Annotated in this window: 14 protein-coding genes; 11 read left to right on the top strand and 3 right to left on the bottom strand. The window is 37.6% G+C overall.

Translation table 11 applies throughout. From position 1 onward, the window contains the following. Window positions 1-458 precede the first annotated feature (458 nt). Window positions 459-1,910 (top strand): pyruvate kinase, encoded by a 1,452-nt coding sequence (gene pyk / locus D0T08_RS13605; RefSeq protein ID WP_116983390.1) that lies wholly within the window; start codon window positions 459-461, stop codon window positions 1,908-1,910. A 67-nt stretch (window positions 1,911-1,977) separates the two neighbouring features. Here pyk and dinB read toward each other — a convergent pair whose 3' ends face one another. Beyond that, complete coding sequence (gene dinB / locus D0T08_RS13600) at window positions 1,978-3,045, bottom strand: DNA polymerase IV (RefSeq protein ID WP_116983204.1); 1,068 nt, start codon at window positions 3,043-3,045, stop codon at window positions 1,978-1,980. Window positions 3,046-3,244: 199 nt separating this feature from the next. Between dinB and D0T08_RS13595 the strand changes: the two genes are divergently transcribed. The 3 genes from D0T08_RS13595 to D0T08_RS13585 all read left to right on the top strand — a co-directional run bounded on the left by D0T08_RS13595 (window position 3,245) and on the right by D0T08_RS13585 (window position 6,863). After that, complete coding sequence (locus tag D0T08_RS13595) at window positions 3,245-4,126, top strand: hypothetical protein (RefSeq protein ID WP_116983203.1); 882 nt, start codon at window positions 3,245-3,247, stop codon at window positions 4,124-4,126. Between the two features lie 19 nt (window positions 4,127-4,145). Then, window positions 4,146-5,861, top strand: coding sequence for a WG repeat-containing protein (locus D0T08_RS13590; RefSeq protein ID WP_116983202.1), 1,716 nt, complete (start codon window positions 4,146-4,148; stop codon window positions 5,859-5,861). A gap of 267 nt (window positions 5,862-6,128) precedes the next feature. Further along, window positions 6,129-6,863, top strand: a complete 735-nt coding sequence (locus tag D0T08_RS13585) for a glycosyltransferase family 2 protein (RefSeq protein WP_116983201.1) — start codon at window positions 6,129-6,131, stop codon at window positions 6,861-6,863. A 43-nt stretch (window positions 6,864-6,906) separates the two neighbouring features. Here D0T08_RS13585 and D0T08_RS13580 read toward each other — a convergent pair whose 3' ends face one another. Continuing rightward, complete coding sequence (locus tag D0T08_RS13580; protein ID WP_116983200.1) at window positions 6,907-8,523, bottom strand: amidohydrolase family protein; 1,617 nt, start codon at window positions 8,521-8,523, stop codon at window positions 6,907-6,909. A gap of 197 nt (window positions 8,524-8,720) precedes the next feature. Here D0T08_RS13580 and D0T08_RS13575 point away from each other — a divergent pair, with 197 nt between their 5' ends. Together D0T08_RS13575 and D0T08_RS13570 are read left to right on the top strand one after the other, a co-directional pair. Then, a complete protein-coding gene (locus D0T08_RS13575; RefSeq protein WP_116983199.1) occupies window positions 8,721-9,515 on the top strand; it encodes a sulfite exporter TauE/SafE family protein in 795 nt (264 codons plus the stop codon). 7 nt (window positions 9,516-9,522) lie between these two features. Continuing rightward, window positions 9,523-9,903, top strand: coding sequence for a DUF983 domain-containing protein (locus D0T08_RS13570; protein WP_116983198.1), 381 nt, complete (start codon window positions 9,523-9,525; stop codon window positions 9,901-9,903). 10 nt (window positions 9,904-9,913) lie between these two features. Here D0T08_RS13570 and D0T08_RS13565 read toward each other — a convergent pair whose 3' ends face one another. Next, on the bottom strand, window positions 9,914-11,059 hold the full coding sequence (locus tag D0T08_RS13565; protein ID WP_116983197.1) for a carbon-nitrogen hydrolase family protein: 1,146 nt from the start codon (window positions 11,057-11,059) through the stop codon (window positions 9,914-9,916). A gap of 159 nt (window positions 11,060-11,218) precedes the next feature. Here D0T08_RS13565 and purQ point away from each other — a divergent pair, with 159 nt between their 5' ends. From purQ to D0T08_RS13540, 5 genes are all read left to right on the top strand, one after another. Continuing rightward, window positions 11,219-11,905 (top strand): phosphoribosylformylglycinamidine synthase subunit PurQ, encoded by a 687-nt coding sequence (purQ, locus tag D0T08_RS13560; RefSeq protein ID WP_116983196.1) that lies wholly within the window; start codon window positions 11,219-11,221, stop codon window positions 11,903-11,905. A 2-nt stretch (window positions 11,906-11,907) separates the two neighbouring features. Further along, the gene (udk, locus tag D0T08_RS13555; protein WP_116983195.1) at window positions 11,908-12,522 is read left to right on the top strand and encodes a uridine kinase; all 615 of its coding nucleotides are present in this window, start codon (window positions 11,908-11,910) and stop codon (window positions 12,520-12,522) included. A gap of 123 nt (window positions 12,523-12,645) precedes the next feature. Further along, window positions 12,646-13,458, top strand: a complete 813-nt coding sequence (locus tag D0T08_RS13550; RefSeq protein ID WP_116983194.1) for a hypothetical protein — start codon at window positions 12,646-12,648, stop codon at window positions 13,456-13,458. Window positions 13,459-13,641: 183 nt separating this feature from the next. Next, window positions 13,642-14,949, top strand: a complete 1,308-nt coding sequence (locus D0T08_RS13545) for a DASH family cryptochrome (protein ID WP_116983193.1) — start codon at window positions 13,642-13,644, stop codon at window positions 14,947-14,949. Between the two features lie 101 nt (window positions 14,950-15,050). Beyond that, window positions 15,051-15,632 (top strand): LemA family protein, encoded by a 582-nt coding sequence (locus D0T08_RS13540; protein ID WP_116983192.1) that lies wholly within the window; start codon window positions 15,051-15,053, stop codon window positions 15,630-15,632. Window positions 15,633-15,699: the final 67 nt, after the last annotated feature.

Here is a 15,699-nt window from a genome sequence, read left to right as displayed (position 1 = left end):
CTTTTGATTTATACAAAGTCTCCGTTTCTCACACTGTAAAGCTGAGTAGAAGGAGAAGTGAAATTGCGAATGCGGTTTGTTTCAATTGTTTTTGAATTTTCCAAGGACACAAATTTAGTAGAATATTTTTTTTTGGCAAAGAATCTGCACTTTTTTTTCAAATGCCATTTCTTACTTTAATCCAATTAGCGTTCTATGAAAGATTAATCGTTTTTTCTCATTTATTAATACTTTCAATCAGGTATTAAAGACTATTTTTATAATTTAACAAACTCAAACGCTTTCTTTATTAAAACTTAACAGAGCTTTAAATAACTGAATATAAACTACTTATCTTGTTTATTTTTTATTTTGGCAAAATCTTAATTATAGATTTCAAAATACTTTATTCGGTAATTCTCATAAATAGTTATTATTTTTGCGAGATTCTCAAGGCGAAGAAATATTTTATTTTAAATATGCATAGAAAAACCAAAATTGTAGCTACAGTCGGACCTGCTTCAGAAAGTGAAGAAATGCTATTGGCACTAGCCAAAGCAGGCGTAAATGTTTTCCGTTTAAACTTCTCACATGGGACACACGAAGACCATCAAGCGCGGATTGACCGTATTCGTAAAGTAAATGCCGAACATGGTTTCAAATGTGCCATCTTACAGGATTTGCAAGGACCGAAAATCAGAATTGGTTTGATGGAAAAAGGAAATGAGGGGGTTGAGATTTTTGCAGGCGATAAATTAGTTTTTACCAACGAAGATATAGTAGGAAATGCCCAACGCGTAAGTACACCTTATAAAGGTATGTACAGAGACGTGCAATTGGGTGAAAGAATTTTAATGGATGACGGTAAACTTGAGGTAAAAGTAGTAGGCGTTGATGGCATGGATGTAATTACCGAAGTAGTTTATGGTGGTCTGTTGAAACAAAAAAAAGGGGTTAACCTACCTAATACCAATATCTCTCAACCATCAGTTACAGAAAAAGACTGGGAAGATTTGAAGTTCGGTTTGAAAAACGATGTAGACTGGATAGCACTATCATTTGTAAGAACAGCTGAAGAAATCTTAGAAATCCAGAAATATATTCAGGAACAGGGTAGTGAAGCTAAGGTAGTTGCTAAAATGGAAAAACCGGAAGCGGTTACTAATATGGATTCTATCATTGAAGCAACTGACGCTATCATGGTAGCTCGTGGTGATTTGGGTGTTGAGATTCCATCGGAAGATGTGCCTATGATTCAGAAACGTCTGGTTGAAAAATCAAATCTGGCAGCTAAACCTGTTATTGTGGCTACTCAGATGCTTGAAAGCATGATTGATAGCCCACGCCCGACTCGTGCAGAGGTAGGTGACGTAGCCAATGCTGTATTAGATGGTGCTGATGCCGTGATGCTAAGTGCAGAAAGTGCTTCAGGTAAATATCCAATCCTGGCTGTACAAACAATGGTCAATACCATTCTGAAAGTAGAGCATGATAATGATGCCAAGAAATTGTATTACCGCCATCATACACGCGTTACAGAGCCAGGCTACGAATCGGATGAAAAAGAAAATGACAATGTGGTAATGACTGCATCCAGATTAGCCCGTGACTTACGTGTAAAAGCTATCATTGGTATTACTACTTCAGGTTATACAGCTGTTCGCTTGTCTCACCACAGACCAAAAGCTAATACTTTCATTTTTACAGGTAACGAAAAGCTTCTCACACAATTGAGCCTTTATTCAGGTATCAATGCGTTTAAATACAATCATCTGAAAGACCGTAGCGTAGAAGAAGTAGTAGGCAATATCCGCGATTTTCTAGTAGAAAAAGGGGAGTTAGAAGCCGGAGATTTATTTATTAATACCCTAAGTATGCCTTTACAGGAAAATAATCGTACAAATACGATAAAGCTTAGCAAAGTAGAATAATACTAATCTGAATCAAATACATAGAAGGGCTCATCTTAATTGATGGGCTTTTTTATTGGCTTAGTTTTTAGAAACTTAAAGTCAGTTGTCGGCCCAGCATTTCGTCTTCAAATTCAAGATTAGATAGGTAAATACCTAATAAACGCACGCCCTTAGGCATAGGCAATAAGGCATGAAGCATTTCATAAGAGATTTTTGCGAGAAGTTTCTCCTCCAAGATAGGCAGCTGTGAGGTACGACTACGGGTAATACTCTCAAAATCGGCAAATTTTATCTTTAAAGTGATTGTCTTCCCATAAGCTTTTATTCTGGACATCCTTCGCCAGATTTGTTCAAGAATATCATCTATTTCTCTGTAAAGATCATCAGGTTCGGTAAAGTCTCTGTCAAAAGTATTTTCTACACCTATTGATTTCCTGATACGGTCGGGGCTTACCTGTCGGTTATCCAAACCTTGCGCTATTTCAAAATAGTATCTACCAACTTTGCCGAAATGATTTATCAGAAAATCTATGCTTTTGGCTTTCAGGTCTTTGCCTGTAAAAATGCCCATTTTATGCATTTTCTCTGCCGTTACCCTGCCAATCCCATGAAATTTATTGATTTCCAGTTCTTCCACAAATTTTTCAGCCTGTGCCGGTTTTATCACGAATAACCCATCCGGTTTCTTATAATCTGAGGCTATTTTAGCCAAAAATTTATTTACCGAAACTCCCGCCGATGCGGTTAAGCCCGTTTTTTCTTTGATTCGTGTTTTTATTTCCTGGGCTATCTCAGTAGCGGTTTCAATGCCTTTCAGGTTTTCAGTCACATCCAGATAAGCTTCATCTAAAGAGAGTGGCTCAACCAAAGGGGTATATTCAAGAAAAATCTCTCTTATTTCATTAGATACCTGCTTGTATACTTCAAAACGGGGTCTTACAAAAATCAATTGTGGGCATTTTTGCTTGGCAATCCGGGCAGACATGGCTGAACGAACGCCAAACTTCCGGGCCTCATAACTGGCAGCAGCTACTACCCCACGTTCACTACTTCCACCAACGGCAATAGGTTTCCCTCGTAAATCGGCAAAATCTCTTTGCTCTACCGAAGCGTAGAAAGCATCCATATCAATATGTATGATTTTGCGGGTCAAGTTTCAGAGTAGTTTTAAGGAAGTTGTCGTAAAATAATTTAAGTGAATAAGTTGGGATAAATCTGTATAAATGTTTCTGTTTTTAATAATCCCATTCTGCCATTTTCATTTATTTTTGTTTTATTGCATAGGGATTAGGCTGAGTAGTCTCTTCCTAATCTGATTTATAAATTTACGCCTTTTTTAACGCCTAAAAAAAATGAAAAGTTTGCTTTCCGTTTTTCTGATTCTATTTATACACTCAACAGTACAGGCACAACTTGAAAGTTATAGAAACCGGATACAGGCTATTATCAATAAGGATGCTATTTATTATAACACTGATAGCTATGCAATTTCAAGTAAAGTAGAAAAAAAAGTCTATAATGATGATAATCTAAAAAGTCTTTTCAAAGAATATAAAAAGCAGCCTTCAGCAGGAAAAGCAGACGACAAGCTTGGTTTTAAAAATGTATATTTTGAAAAAAGCGAATCAATTGGCGATGGCCTTATGCAGTTTTCTTCCTCTTATTTTGTTGAAAACATAGACAAGAATGTTATTGTTGTTTTCTTTGACAATGTTAATTATCAGAATAAAGATTTAGAAAGGCTTATTGTCAGAGATATTATAGAAGACAAAATTCCTAAAGAAGCCTTTAATGCCTTAAAGCCCGAGACTATCAATTTTGTTGGCAGAAAAGTAAAAATGAATGATGCCTGTTATTGGACTGAGGTAAATACGATTCAATGTCCGTATATGGGTGAAATGAATTGGTCGGTTCATAGTACGTTAATTGATGCTCAAAACGCTGTACAGTATCAGGAACTGGCAACCAAATCAAAAAAGACAGGTAAAATAATAGTTGAAGAAGATATTAAAGTAATTTTTGAAGGTACAGAAACGGTAGCTAAAAAGATAGTCTACAAATTTGGCGCAGGGATAGGAATAATGGTCGGTGCCAAGCAATTAATTATCTATTATGTAGCCACTGAAGTAAGAGATAACTATGTAAACTGTGTAATGAGCCATTGGAATAATGACAACCTGAATGAAGAGGGTTTAGCCCCTTTATTGGGTGAATTTATGAAATTGAAAAAATAGTGTATTGAATATCTGATTTATGAAAAAAATCAAACTGCTTATTTTTTTCTGTATTACATCTACGATTCTATGGGCTCAAAGCCACGTGCCTGAAAACCTTTACCCTGCTGAAATTAAAGAAGGATTCGCTTCTTATATAAACAAAAAAGGAGAGCTTATATTCACCTTAGATTCATTAGCATCAAAGTATGTGGAGATGAACAGAAAGTATTATAATGGATATCTCACTTATTATGATAGTGAAAAAAGGGCAACCATAATTATTGATAATAAAGGGAAGACCGTCCGGGAAATTTGGTGGTTGAGAATATATGACCCCTTCAATACCCCATTTCAAGACAGTGTAGCCGTTGTGTCTGGCGCGATTAATCCTAAGATGAAAGGTGCAATTAATTTTGAAGGAAAAATACTAATACCCCTGAGCGAAGAGAATAAAGACTTAATTTATGCAGGAGAGGGTCTTTTTGTGCGGCGTTGTATGGACAAAATGGAGTTCATTGATAAAACAGGTCAGCTTGTTTTTTCTAAACCTGCGTATGAAGCTAAAGGGCAAACATATAATTTCAGATTTCACAATGGGGTTGCAAGGTTTAATGTTGAAGTGAAGCCAACCAATGCAGGTGATCGCAGCGTCTGGAAACAAGGGTTAATGGATACAAAAGGAAATGTTGTTCTTGCTCCTGTTTTTCAGTTTGCCCGATCAATCAATGAAGGAAAAATCTTTGTTGGCCAAGACGAACCTGAATACTCCTGGTTTGTTGACAAGAATGGCAAAGATCTTTTCAAGAAAAAATTTCAGCCAAATGCATTTGGCCCTTATGAATTTCCCGGATTCTCAGAAGGTTTAGCCAATGTAAGAGATTTAGAGACACAGAAAGCAGGATATATTGACTCAACAGGAGATTGGGCAATTCCTCCTATCTATCAACATACTTCTATTTTTAGTAATGGACTTGGTTTGGGCTTTAAACCAGATCAAATGTCTCAGATATTTGATAGAACCGGTAAGGTTATTTTAGAGGGTTATTGGGGTGAAGGTTTTATCTGGTGGGATGAAAACATCATTTACATTGGCCATCTCGGAAGCTATTTCGACCACAAAGGAAATCTGCTATGGGAAAAGAAGGTGCCTTTTATGGTAATTTCAAGCCTCAAACAATTTGAAAAACTCCAAAATCCCGAATTAGTAATATGGGTTTCTTTGTCAGATCATGAGGCAAGAAATTTACCGGAAAAACTATGGAAATGTAAAAATCTAAAAAGACTTTATCTATCACAATATAGTTATACGGCTAATGCTACTAAAATCTTACCTGCCAATATCTACAATTTCACTGAATTAAAAGAATTACATCTTTCTTTATCAAAATTAGAAAAGTTACCAAATGGCATTAATAAATTAAAAAAGCTTGAAGTACTGGAAATAAGAAGCAGCAAGCTTTCTAAATTACCTGCTGATTTTGTTAATTTAAGCAATTTGCGACAAGTTAATTTGACTACTAACGCATTAACCTCATTACCAGAAGGTTTTGAGAAATTGAAAAACCTGATAGAAATTAATATTGATTTTAATCCTATCAGTTTACTGCCGGAAGGAATTTATCATTTACCCAAATTAGAAAGTTTCAGTTTTGAAAGAAACTTTTTTGTTAATAATAAGAATATAATCAAACGATTATCCGCCACTTACCCCAATGCGAATCTTACTAAAAGAGTTGCTGTTAAGGCTAAGTAATATAAAAGACATAAATCCTTAACCGCGCTAAAATTGAAGGTAATCACATTTAACTTGGATTTCGAATAGAATAACTTCTTCTTTCAAGGTTATTAAATCAACTTTTTGATTTAATTATATTGCAGTTAAATAAATTTATTGCTATTCCATCTACCCCATTTCCTCCCCCATTTTGATTTTAACCTTAGTTTTCAGACATTTGCGTTTTAATTGAACCGTACTTCAAGGCTGCGTATCTTTCACAGACTTATATCCAAAGAAAAAATAATGAAACTAAGCGTTGTTATTCCTGCTTATAACGAACAAGAAAGTATTCCTGAAACTCTTCGCACTTTATATGCTACGCTCAAAAAATACGATATTCCGCACGAAATCTGGGTAACGAACGATAATTCAAAAGACCAGACGCTGAATGTGTTGCACGAACTTTCGAGAGAGATTCCGACCTTAGTTTTTGAAACCAATAAAGGACCTAATGGCTTTGGCTATGCTGTTCGTTATGGCCTAGAGCGATTCTCTGGCGATTGTGTAGCGGTATTTATGGCCGATATGTCTGACGACCCGGAAGATTTAGTTAAATACTACAAAACCATGCTCAGCGAGAATGTGGATGCCGTATTTGGTAGTCGTTGGGTAAAAGGAGGGAAAGTGATTGATTACCCGCCATTAAAGAAATTCATTAACCGCATTGCAAACTTTATTATTAAAAACATGATGGGTATCAAATACAATGATACTACGAATGCTTTTAAACTATATAAAAGAGAAACCATTGAGGGCATCAAGCCTTTTTTATCTCCCCACTTCAATTTAACCGTTGAACTTCCACTGAAAGCGATGGTAAGAGGATATACCTTTGCCGTAGTACCCAACAGCTGGACAAACCGCAAATACGGCGAATCAAAGTTGAAGATTAAAGAAATGGGTAGCAGATACTTCTTTATTCTGATGTACTGCTGGATTGAGAAACATTTCTCTCGTGGAGATTATAAGAAGAAATAAAACAAAAAGGGCTTTCAGCGAAATCTGAAAGCCCTTTTTGTTTCTATTGATTTTTTTCAGACCCTTGCACTTTTGATGGTCCTTTTTGCGGAATACCCGGCTGGGTAATTTCAAAGCCCTCTTTAGCTTTGGCATCTGCTACAATTTTGCGTACATCAGCCAATAGTTTTTTAGCATCATATACCACGCCGTCTTTCACGGTATATTTTACGCCCCCTACTCTCACTACTTCGTTCTTATCATTGACTCTGATAGCTCCTGTACCATATAAAGTTTTCAGGTTCGCCAATGGATTCTCTTCTGTTATCACAAAATCAGCGAATTTACCTACTTCTACTGTACCAATCTGGTCGGCCATACCCAAAGCTTCTGCTCCTTTTAATGTAGCTGCTCTGATTACTTCTAACGGATGAAATCCTGCTTCACGCAATAGTTCCAGCTCTCTGATATACGCAAAGCCGTATAACTGATAAATAAAGCCTGAGTCTGAGCCAGTCGTTACACGTCCGCCTTTGTTTTTATATTCATTCACAAAACGCATCCAGATGCGATAATTCTCTTTCCACGCTACCTCCTGCTCTGTTCCCCAGTTTAGCCAGTAGGAACCATGAGAAATACGGCTTGGACCATAGAAACGCCAAACCGATGGCAAAGTATATTCATCATGCCATTCTGCCCGGCGAGCCAGCATTAATTCACGGTTAGCTTCATAAATATTAAAGGTTGGGTCAAGTGTAAAATCCAATTTCAATAACTCATCCATTACCTGATACCATTTAGCTGAACCAGGTTCTGCTGCTTGCTTCCATAATTTTCCTGCCTCTTCAAAACGATTCTGTTCGTTGTTATAATTATAATCAGGCGGATAATTCTGTAAGGTTCTCTCATCAAACAAGGCTTCCGGTAGACCATACCAGTGTTCCATGGTAGTTAAACCTGCTTTGGCTGTAGCTAATACATTCATTCGACCCACTTCCAATTGTGCATGATGGCAGGCCGAACGTAAACCTATTTTTTTGTTTTCTTCCAAAGCTGCTCTGAAAACCTCAGGTGATGCACCGAAAAACTTAATACCATCTGCTCCTTTAGCGGCATTATCTCTTACCCACTGGCGAGCCTCTTCGGGTGTATTAATGGGTTTATCTGAACCCATCCCAAAGGCTGTATAAGCTTTGATACGGGGGGCAGTTATTTCATTCTTTTCACTTTTCTTTTTCTGGTCAAGCGTCCATTCCAAACCATTCCCTGCCGATGGGTCACGAATAGTAGTGATACCATGTGCTAACCATAGTTTAAACACATATTCAGCCGGAGTACCTTGTGATTTACCACCTATATGCCCGTGCATATCCACAAAACCCGGCATCAGATACATGCCTGTACAATCTAATTCTTTATCTCCTTCATTCAATTTCGGGCGACTTTTAGGCTCAATAGGCACACCGGGATAACCCACCTGACGAATCTGTGCTATCTTATTTTTTTCTACGACAATATCAACAGGACCCACAGGTGGAGCACCCGTACTATTGATTAGCGTAACGCCTCTGATGATTAAACGATTGGCGTATTCGCCCTCGGCTCTTGGTGGAGCTTTTTCAATCTGGGCTACTAAAGTGGTGGTTACAAAGCTGAGAAGAAGTGTAATTTTCTTATACATAGAAAGTTCAGGTTTTTAACAAAAATAATCAGCTTTCAGTATAATTCTATAGTAATCTGAAAAATAATCAGCTTAAGTGGGATGGATATTTGAAAAATACAATCTTAATTCTGCACTTTCATTCCATTTCCTTAAATTGCACCATTTTTTCACTAGCTGAATCTTTGAAAAAGACAAAGATTCTCTCGTTAAATTCTATGGAAATAATAGGTTTTGGCTTGGCTTTTTTGATTGGTATTACCTTGGGATTGATTGGTGCCGGAGGCTCTATTCTGACTGTAACCGTATTGGTTTATATTATGGGTATAAGCCCTACTACGGCTACAACCTATTCCCTTTTTATTGTCGGTATCAGCTCATTAGTAGGCTCTATTGACTATTTGAGGAAAGGATTGGTAGATATTCGGAAAGGATTATTTTTCTCTTTTCCTGCTTTTGTGATGGTATTTACCATGCGAAAGTTTGTGATGCACCGAATACCCGAAGTAATTTATCAGTCAGGAGACTTTACCTTTACTAAAAACCTGATGATAATGTTACTTTTTGGCTTATTGATGATTGGGGCGTCTTATTCAATCATTAAAAGCCGTAAGGAAGCTAATGATCTGATTAAAACAAAAGTAAGTTATTGGGTAATTTTTTTAGAAGGGATTATTGTAGGGGCATTAACCGGATTTGTAGGCGCAGGTGGCGGTTTTATGATTATTCCGGCTTTGGTTATTTTTGCACAATTACCTATGAAAGAAGCCGTAGGAACTTCTCTGTTGATTATTACTATAAATTCTTTGTTCGGGGCCATAGGCGATTTCTCGGCCGGCGTTGTATTAGATTGGGGATTTCTCTTGAAATTTGTTGGCTGCACTATTAGTGGTGTATTAATTGGAAGCTATTTATCGAAAAGAGTAGATGGAGAGAAACTAAAACCTGCTTTCGGTTGGTTTATCTTAGTGATGGGGTGTTGGATTATTATTAAAGAAACGGTATTAAAGTAAAAACAAAATGAATAAAGTAGAAGCTGCTGTACAGATGAAATGTCCTCGTTGTCATGAGGGAGAGATTTTTGAAACTAAAAATCCTTATAACCTGGGCAAGATGACTGCTATGCATAAAAATTGTCCGAAGTGTGGATTAAGGTATGAAAGAGAAAGTGGTTTCTTTTATGGTGCTATGTATGTAAGCTATATCTTTAATATTGCCCTGTTTGTCACCGCCACAGTAGCCTACTATTTATTCTTTGAGGAAAGGGTATATTGGTTATGGTATATTTTGGGTTATGTAGCACTTACCTTTCTATTATTTCCGCTGCTTTATCGTTTATCCCGTTCTATCTGGTTGCAGGTTTTTATTAAGTATGAACCTGATAAATCTGGCCAGAAGTAGATTCTCCTACTTATAACCAAAGATTAATCAAAGCTGACTTTCCTATATAAGGCGTTGCACGTGCTGAATCGCTCAAGATAATTGTTGAGCCATCAGCACCCAAATCCCATAAGTTGCCTTGGAGAAAAACATTCATGCCTTTCTTAACACCTGCTTCTTCTTTGGCTCGTGTACCCATCGCATATTTGATCCATGCTTCACCTAAGGAGATTTTATCTATATCGGCTTTTGCCTCTTTAGGCGTTTCTGCACCTGAATAACCACTCCAGGGTTTATTCCAATAACCGATTCCATTGGAGTAAGAGGGAGTTATCACAAAATCAACTGCTTTTGTTTTTAAAGCCTTATAAGCATCCGAAAACCAGGCATCTGCACAAATCAAGACCCCCATTCTTCCGACATTAGTCTGAAATACAGGAATCGATTTGGCATCAACCGGACAAATAAATCCTAATTCATCAGCCGTTGGGAAAGCTTTTTTAATCAATTTTGAATTAATTTGTCCATCAAACTCAAAAACTACCGAAGTATTAAATAATTGTCCGTTTCCTGTTTTCAATACGCCATATTCAACGCTTGGTTCGGGTAATAAAACAGAACCCCCAACAATGGTTACCTGATATTCTTTTGCTAAAGCCGCAAAAGTCTCCTGATAAACTTTTGCGATAGTAGAAGCTTTCATCGCAAAAACACTGTACTTTACTTTATCTTTTACTGAATCCGGGCTACTGATATAGGTTTTAAAGAATTTGCCGACATTCCTCATTACTATCTTTTGTAAGCCTTCTTCTATTTTTGGTGTGTGGTAAATACTTTCCTTTTCATCTAAGGCTACCAGCCAGGTACCAAAGTATTCTGGAAATACCACAATAGTTTTTCCCGGAATTAACCAGTTTTTCTTTTTTGCTTCATCTAAATAAAAGCGTATCTTACTACTGAAATTTTTCTCTGAAGCATAGTCGATTGGCTCCATAAATGCCTGGACTCCTACTATATTACCCTTACTACTTGAATCTCCAAAGGCTTCTGTTACATCCAGTTTTAGCGTTTGAGGCGCTTTCGAGCCAAGCCCTATATTTGCCCATACCTGGTAGGCAATAATTAATAGGAATAAGCCTGTCGCCAGATAAACTGATATTTTTTTAGCGGTTTTCATTCAGATAGTATTCGTATGAGTTGGGGTGCCAGAATATTTGCCAGCAATTTCTGAAAATTATTAGGCTATATCCTATAGATTTTTCGTAATTTTGTGTAAAAATTCTTTTCATTCAAATTCAAATCAATCCTACAGATTCGTCTTCGGGATTCGTAACTTATGAAATTCGGCGTAGTAGTATTTCCTGGTTCTAACTGTGAAGACGATACCGTTTTTGCATTCCGTCACAACCTCGGACAAGAAATAGTTAAACTTTGGCACAAAGACCACGACCTTCAGGGTTGTGATTTTGTCATATTACCGGGTGGATTCTCTTATGGAGATTACTTGCGTTCGGGTGCTATTGCTCGTTTCTCGCCTATTATGAACGAAGTGATTGCCCACGCCAATAAAGGTGGCTATGTGATGGGTATCTGTAACGGATTTCAGATTTTAGCTGAGGCCGGATTGGTACCGGGTGCTTTATTGAGAAATATTGAGCGTAAATATATCTGTAGTAATATCTATCTGAAACCACAAAGCAGCTCTACATTGCTTACGGCAGGTTTAGAAGACAGGGCTTATAAAATACCAATTGCTCATGGTGATGGCCGTTACTTTGCCGATGAAGATACATTGAAGCAAATCAACGATAACGATCAGGTATTGTTTCGTTACTGTGATGAATCTGGTGTCATTTGTCCGGAAGCTAACCATAACGGTAGCATCGAAAACATTGCTGGGGTAACTAATGCCGGAAAAAATGTATTTGGTATGATGCCGCACCCTGAGCGTGCTTCTGACGAAGCCTTAGGCAATATTGACGGACGTTTTATCCTGGAACAAGTTATACAAGTTTTGGCTTAAGTATGAAACAACCATATATTGTTGGTATTACAGGGGGGAGTGCATCAGGAAAAACATACTTTTTGCATCAGCTACTAAGTTCTTTTTCTCCTGATGAAACCTGTCTTATTTCTCAGGATAATTATTACCGTCCAAAGCCTCTGGTGCCTAAAGATGCCAATAATATTGAGAATTACGATTTACCTGAGGCGATAGACTTTGAGTTGTATGCCAAACATGTAGAGGAGTTAAAAAACGGGAAAGTAGTTCAGCAAAAAGAATATACTTTCAATAATCCGGCGGTTGTTCCCAATATCCTTACTTTCAATCCTGCGCCAATCATCGTGGTAGAAGGTATTTTCGTCTTTCATTCTGTGGAAGTTTCTCGGTTGCTCGACTTAAAGGTATTCATTGATGCCCGTGAACATGTGAAGATCAAACGTCGAATCATCAGAGACGGAAGTGAAAGAGGATATGACCTTACAGATGTTTTATACCGCTGGGAAAACCATGTGGCGCCTACTTACGAGAAGTTTATCGAGCCTACCAAATATGATGCCGATATCATCATTAACAATAATACTCACTTCGAAAAAGGTCTGGCTATCTTAACAGCCTTTCTAAAGACCAAATTATAAGTCATTTGGCCCTCTGAAAGAGGGCTTTTTTGTTAGATTAAAACTCTTCTCCCCTCTTAAAACAGGCACGTTTTTTGCTTGATTCTTCATTGCTATTGAAAGAATCTTTATTATAAAATTACAATGAAACGTTTTGCCATTTTTCTGGCTGTGGCCCTTGTGGATCTCATAGCCTCCTGTACGCGCGTCGGAGACGGCGACATTGACCCTGACGCATTATCGAAATTAGCTAAGTGCCCGCTCAGGAATGTAAGTTCCGGAACCGGAGCACCCGTTTTTTCTTTCGAATATACTCTGGGGCGCATTAAACGAATTGTTACCCGTGAAGGCACGGAAGTATCTACTCTCTTTAATTATAATCTTAAAAACAATATTGAAAAGTTGATTATTGAAGCTGGAAGCTCTTCTGATCAGTATACTGTTGTTTTTGAGTATAATTCTGCCGGAAAAATCATCAAATCAAAAACCTCTATCAGAGACTATCAGTTCATGACTAACGAGTTTATGTATGAGGGTGATAATATTGTAGCGGTTAATACGCAGTTTGATATTTTTGGAAGTACTGCCAAAGGCAAAACTCGCGTAGAATACCTGAATAGCAATGTGTCAAAAGTTTATACACAAATAGATGGTTACCCTGAATTACTTACTTTTGAAGGCGTAAGTTATGATGATAAACCACAATATATGCCAACAGGCTATCGCACAATGGCTTTAGGGTTTGTAGGACTTGCCAATAATTTCTTTGCTTCATTAGGTAAAAATAACCCAACGATGGTAAAAGTTTATGATGATAACGGTAAGCTGAACGAAACTACCCAAACCAGCTACCAATACGATAAGAGCGGAATTGTAACAAACGCTGACCAAACGTTGATTGATGCTAATAATGTAAAAACAGCCCGCAAAATTGCTTTCGAGTTTGTTTGTTTGTAAGTGTATATTTTAGCACTAGGATTCGTCCTGGAACGCTATCTTCTTTTATTTATGTTAATTAAGGTTTGAAAAGTGTCAGTACCAACGGATATTTGCACCACAAATATTTGTCAGGGTTATTGCTATGCACTGAAAAGCAGGCATAAGACAATAAAGACACCATCATTTATCTTAATTACAGGCATGCAAAATATAATTTTCTGGTTTAGAAACGATTTGCGATTACACGATAACGAAGCTTTTCTTGAAGCCTCAAAAGCGGGTAATGTGGTTCCGGTATATGTTTTCGATACCCGCTATTTTGAGAAAAACTTTCTGGGACTTAAAAGAACCGGACTTTTCAGAACAAAGTTTTTATTAGAAGCTGTTGAAGATTTAAGAAAAAATCTACGCGATAAAGGCTCTGAGCTCATTATAAGAATTGGTCATGCCGAAGAAATAATTGCGCAGATGGCTGAAGAACTGGAAGCTTCTGCTGTATTCGCCAGCAAAGAAGTAACTCAGGATGAGACAACCATTGAAGCATTACTTTCCAAGACCTTAAAACCGCTCAATATAGATATTGACCTTATCTGGTCTGCTACCCTCTTCCATGCCCGTGATTTACCTTTCCAGATAAATTTCCTGCCTAAAGTCTTTACTGATTTCCGAAAAAAGATAGAACAGGCTACTAAAGTCCGTAAAACATTTGATGCTCCTGCACAATTGCCAAAAGTTGAAGGCATTGATCAAGGCCATATCCCAACTTATCAGGATTTAGGGTTTGAGACTGAACCTGTACTAGACGAACGCTCAGCTTTTAATTTTAAAGGAGGTGAAACCGAGGGCTTGAAGCGATTGAATGAGTTTATCTGGCAAAAGGGTTTACTTAAAACCTATAAAGAAACCCGCAATGGGTTAATAGGAGAAGATTATTCTTCTAAAATATCACCTTGGTTGAGCTTAGGCTGTATCTCCCCCCGTCAGGTTTATGAGCAAGTAAAGAAATATGAGTCGGAAGTAGTTGCGAATGAATCTACCTATTGGTTGATTTTTGAATTGATATGGCGTGATTATTTCTATTTTAGTGCATTGAAACATGGCACACGTATGTTTAAAGCCAGTGGCATCAAGAATGACCTGATGAGACAATGGAGCCGGAATAAATCTACTTTTGAAACATGGGTAAAAGGTGAAACAGGTGTACCTTTTATTGATGCCAATATGCGTGAGTTGCAGCTAACAGGCTATTTATCTAATAGAGGGAGACAGAATGTAGCCAGTTATTTAGCTAAAGACTTAGGCATTGACTGGACCTGGGGTGCTGCCTATTTTGAAAGCGCTCTGATTGATTATGATGTGTGTATTAACTGGGGCAACTGGAATTATATAGCCGGTGTAGGTAATGACCCGCAAGAGGGCAGAAAGTTTGATACACAGCAACAAGCTGATTTTTATGACCCTGAACAGGAGTATATAAAATTGTGGCTAGGCGAAAATATCCATTCATAAATGTTTTTACCCACTTATACTTATGTAATTCTTGCATATTATTTCCAAAGTATTACATTTGAGCAAAATTATTAGTTTAAACACAAAAACTCTGTTAAAAAATGAAAAGAAGCACCTTAATTATAATTGGCGTAGTATTGATTTTCTGTGTATATGGTTGTAGTTCTTATAATGGCCTGGTTGGCAAAGATCAGGACGTGAAAGGAAAATGGGCTAATGTACAAACCCAATACCAACGTCGTTCAGACTTGATTCCAAACTTAGTAAATACAGTAAAGGGTGCTGCTGATTTCGAAAAAAGTACCTTAACACAAGTAATCGAAGCGCGTGCGAAAGCCACTTCTATGCAAATCAGCCCGGATAATCTGACTCCTGAAAATATTCAGAAGTTTCAGGCTGCACAAGATCAGTTAAGTGGGGCTTTGAGCCGCTTATTGGTTTCGGTAGAGCAATATCCTCAGTTAAAGGCGAACCAAAACTTCCTGGAATTGCAATCTCAATTGGAAGGCACTGAAAACCGGATTGGTGTAGCACGTAATGATTTCAACGGTTCGGTTCAGACCTACAATGCCTCAGCATTGAGCTTCCCGACAGTTATTTTTGCCAAGATATTCGGATTCAATGAAAAAGGTTTCTTCCAGGCATCTGACTCCGCCCAATCGGCTCCAACGGTTAAATTCTAATCTCACAAAGCATATTGTATGCACTTACAGGGCCTCATAATCCTGTAAGTGCTATTTATTTTTTCAG

Origin of the sequence: Emticicia sp. C21 (assembly GCF_003418935.1) — a bacterium.
Taxonomy (GTDB): Bacteria; Bacteroidota; Bacteroidia; order Cytophagales; family Spirosomataceae; genus Emticicia.
The sequence above is the reverse complement of the archived record's forward strand: the minus strand, read 5'-3'. Positions and strand labels throughout refer to the sequence as shown.

Bases quoted from the DNA above. Each gene is read 5' to 3' on its own strand.
- D0T08_RS13580 (WP_116983200.1), bottom strand. From the start codon at position 8,523: ATGTATAAGAAAATTACACTTCTTCTCAGCTTTGTAACCACCACTTTA.
- D0T08_RS13590 (WP_116983202.1), top strand. From the start codon at position 4,146: ATGAAAAAAATCAAACTGCTTATTTTTTTCTGTATTACATCTACGATT.
- D0T08_RS13570 (WP_116983198.1), top strand. From the start codon at position 9,523: ATGAATAAAGTAGAAGCTGCTGTACAGATGAAATGTCCTCGTTGTCAT.
- D0T08_RS13545 (WP_116983193.1), top strand. From the start codon at position 13,642: ATGCAAAATATAATTTTCTGGTTTAGAAACGATTTGCGATTACACGAT.
- D0T08_RS13575 (WP_116983199.1), top strand. From the start codon at position 8,721: ATGGAAATAATAGGTTTTGGCTTGGCTTTTTTGATTGGTATTACCTTG.
- pyk (WP_116983390.1), top strand. From the start codon at position 459: ATGCATAGAAAAACCAAAATTGTAGCTACAGTCGGACCTGCTTCAGAA.
- D0T08_RS13585 (WP_116983201.1), top strand. From the start codon at position 6,129: ATGAAACTAAGCGTTGTTATTCCTGCTTATAACGAACAAGAAAGTATT.
- udk (WP_116983195.1), top strand. From the start codon at position 11,908: ATGAAACAACCATATATTGTTGGTATTACAGGGGGGAGTGCATCAGGA.
- purQ (WP_116983196.1), top strand. From the start codon at position 11,219: ATGAAATTCGGCGTAGTAGTATTTCCTGGTTCTAACTGTGAAGACGAT.
- D0T08_RS13565 (WP_116983197.1), bottom strand. From the start codon at position 11,059: ATGAAAACCGCTAAAAAAATATCAGTTTATCTGGCGACAGGCTTATTC.
- D0T08_RS13540 (WP_116983192.1), top strand. From the start codon at position 15,051: ATGAAAAGAAGCACCTTAATTATAATTGGCGTAGTATTGATTTTCTGT.
- D0T08_RS13595 (WP_116983203.1), top strand. From the start codon at position 3,245: ATGAAAAGTTTGCTTTCCGTTTTTCTGATTCTATTTATACACTCAACA.
- D0T08_RS13550 (WP_116983194.1), top strand. From the start codon at position 12,646: ATGAAACGTTTTGCCATTTTTCTGGCTGTGGCCCTTGTGGATCTCATA.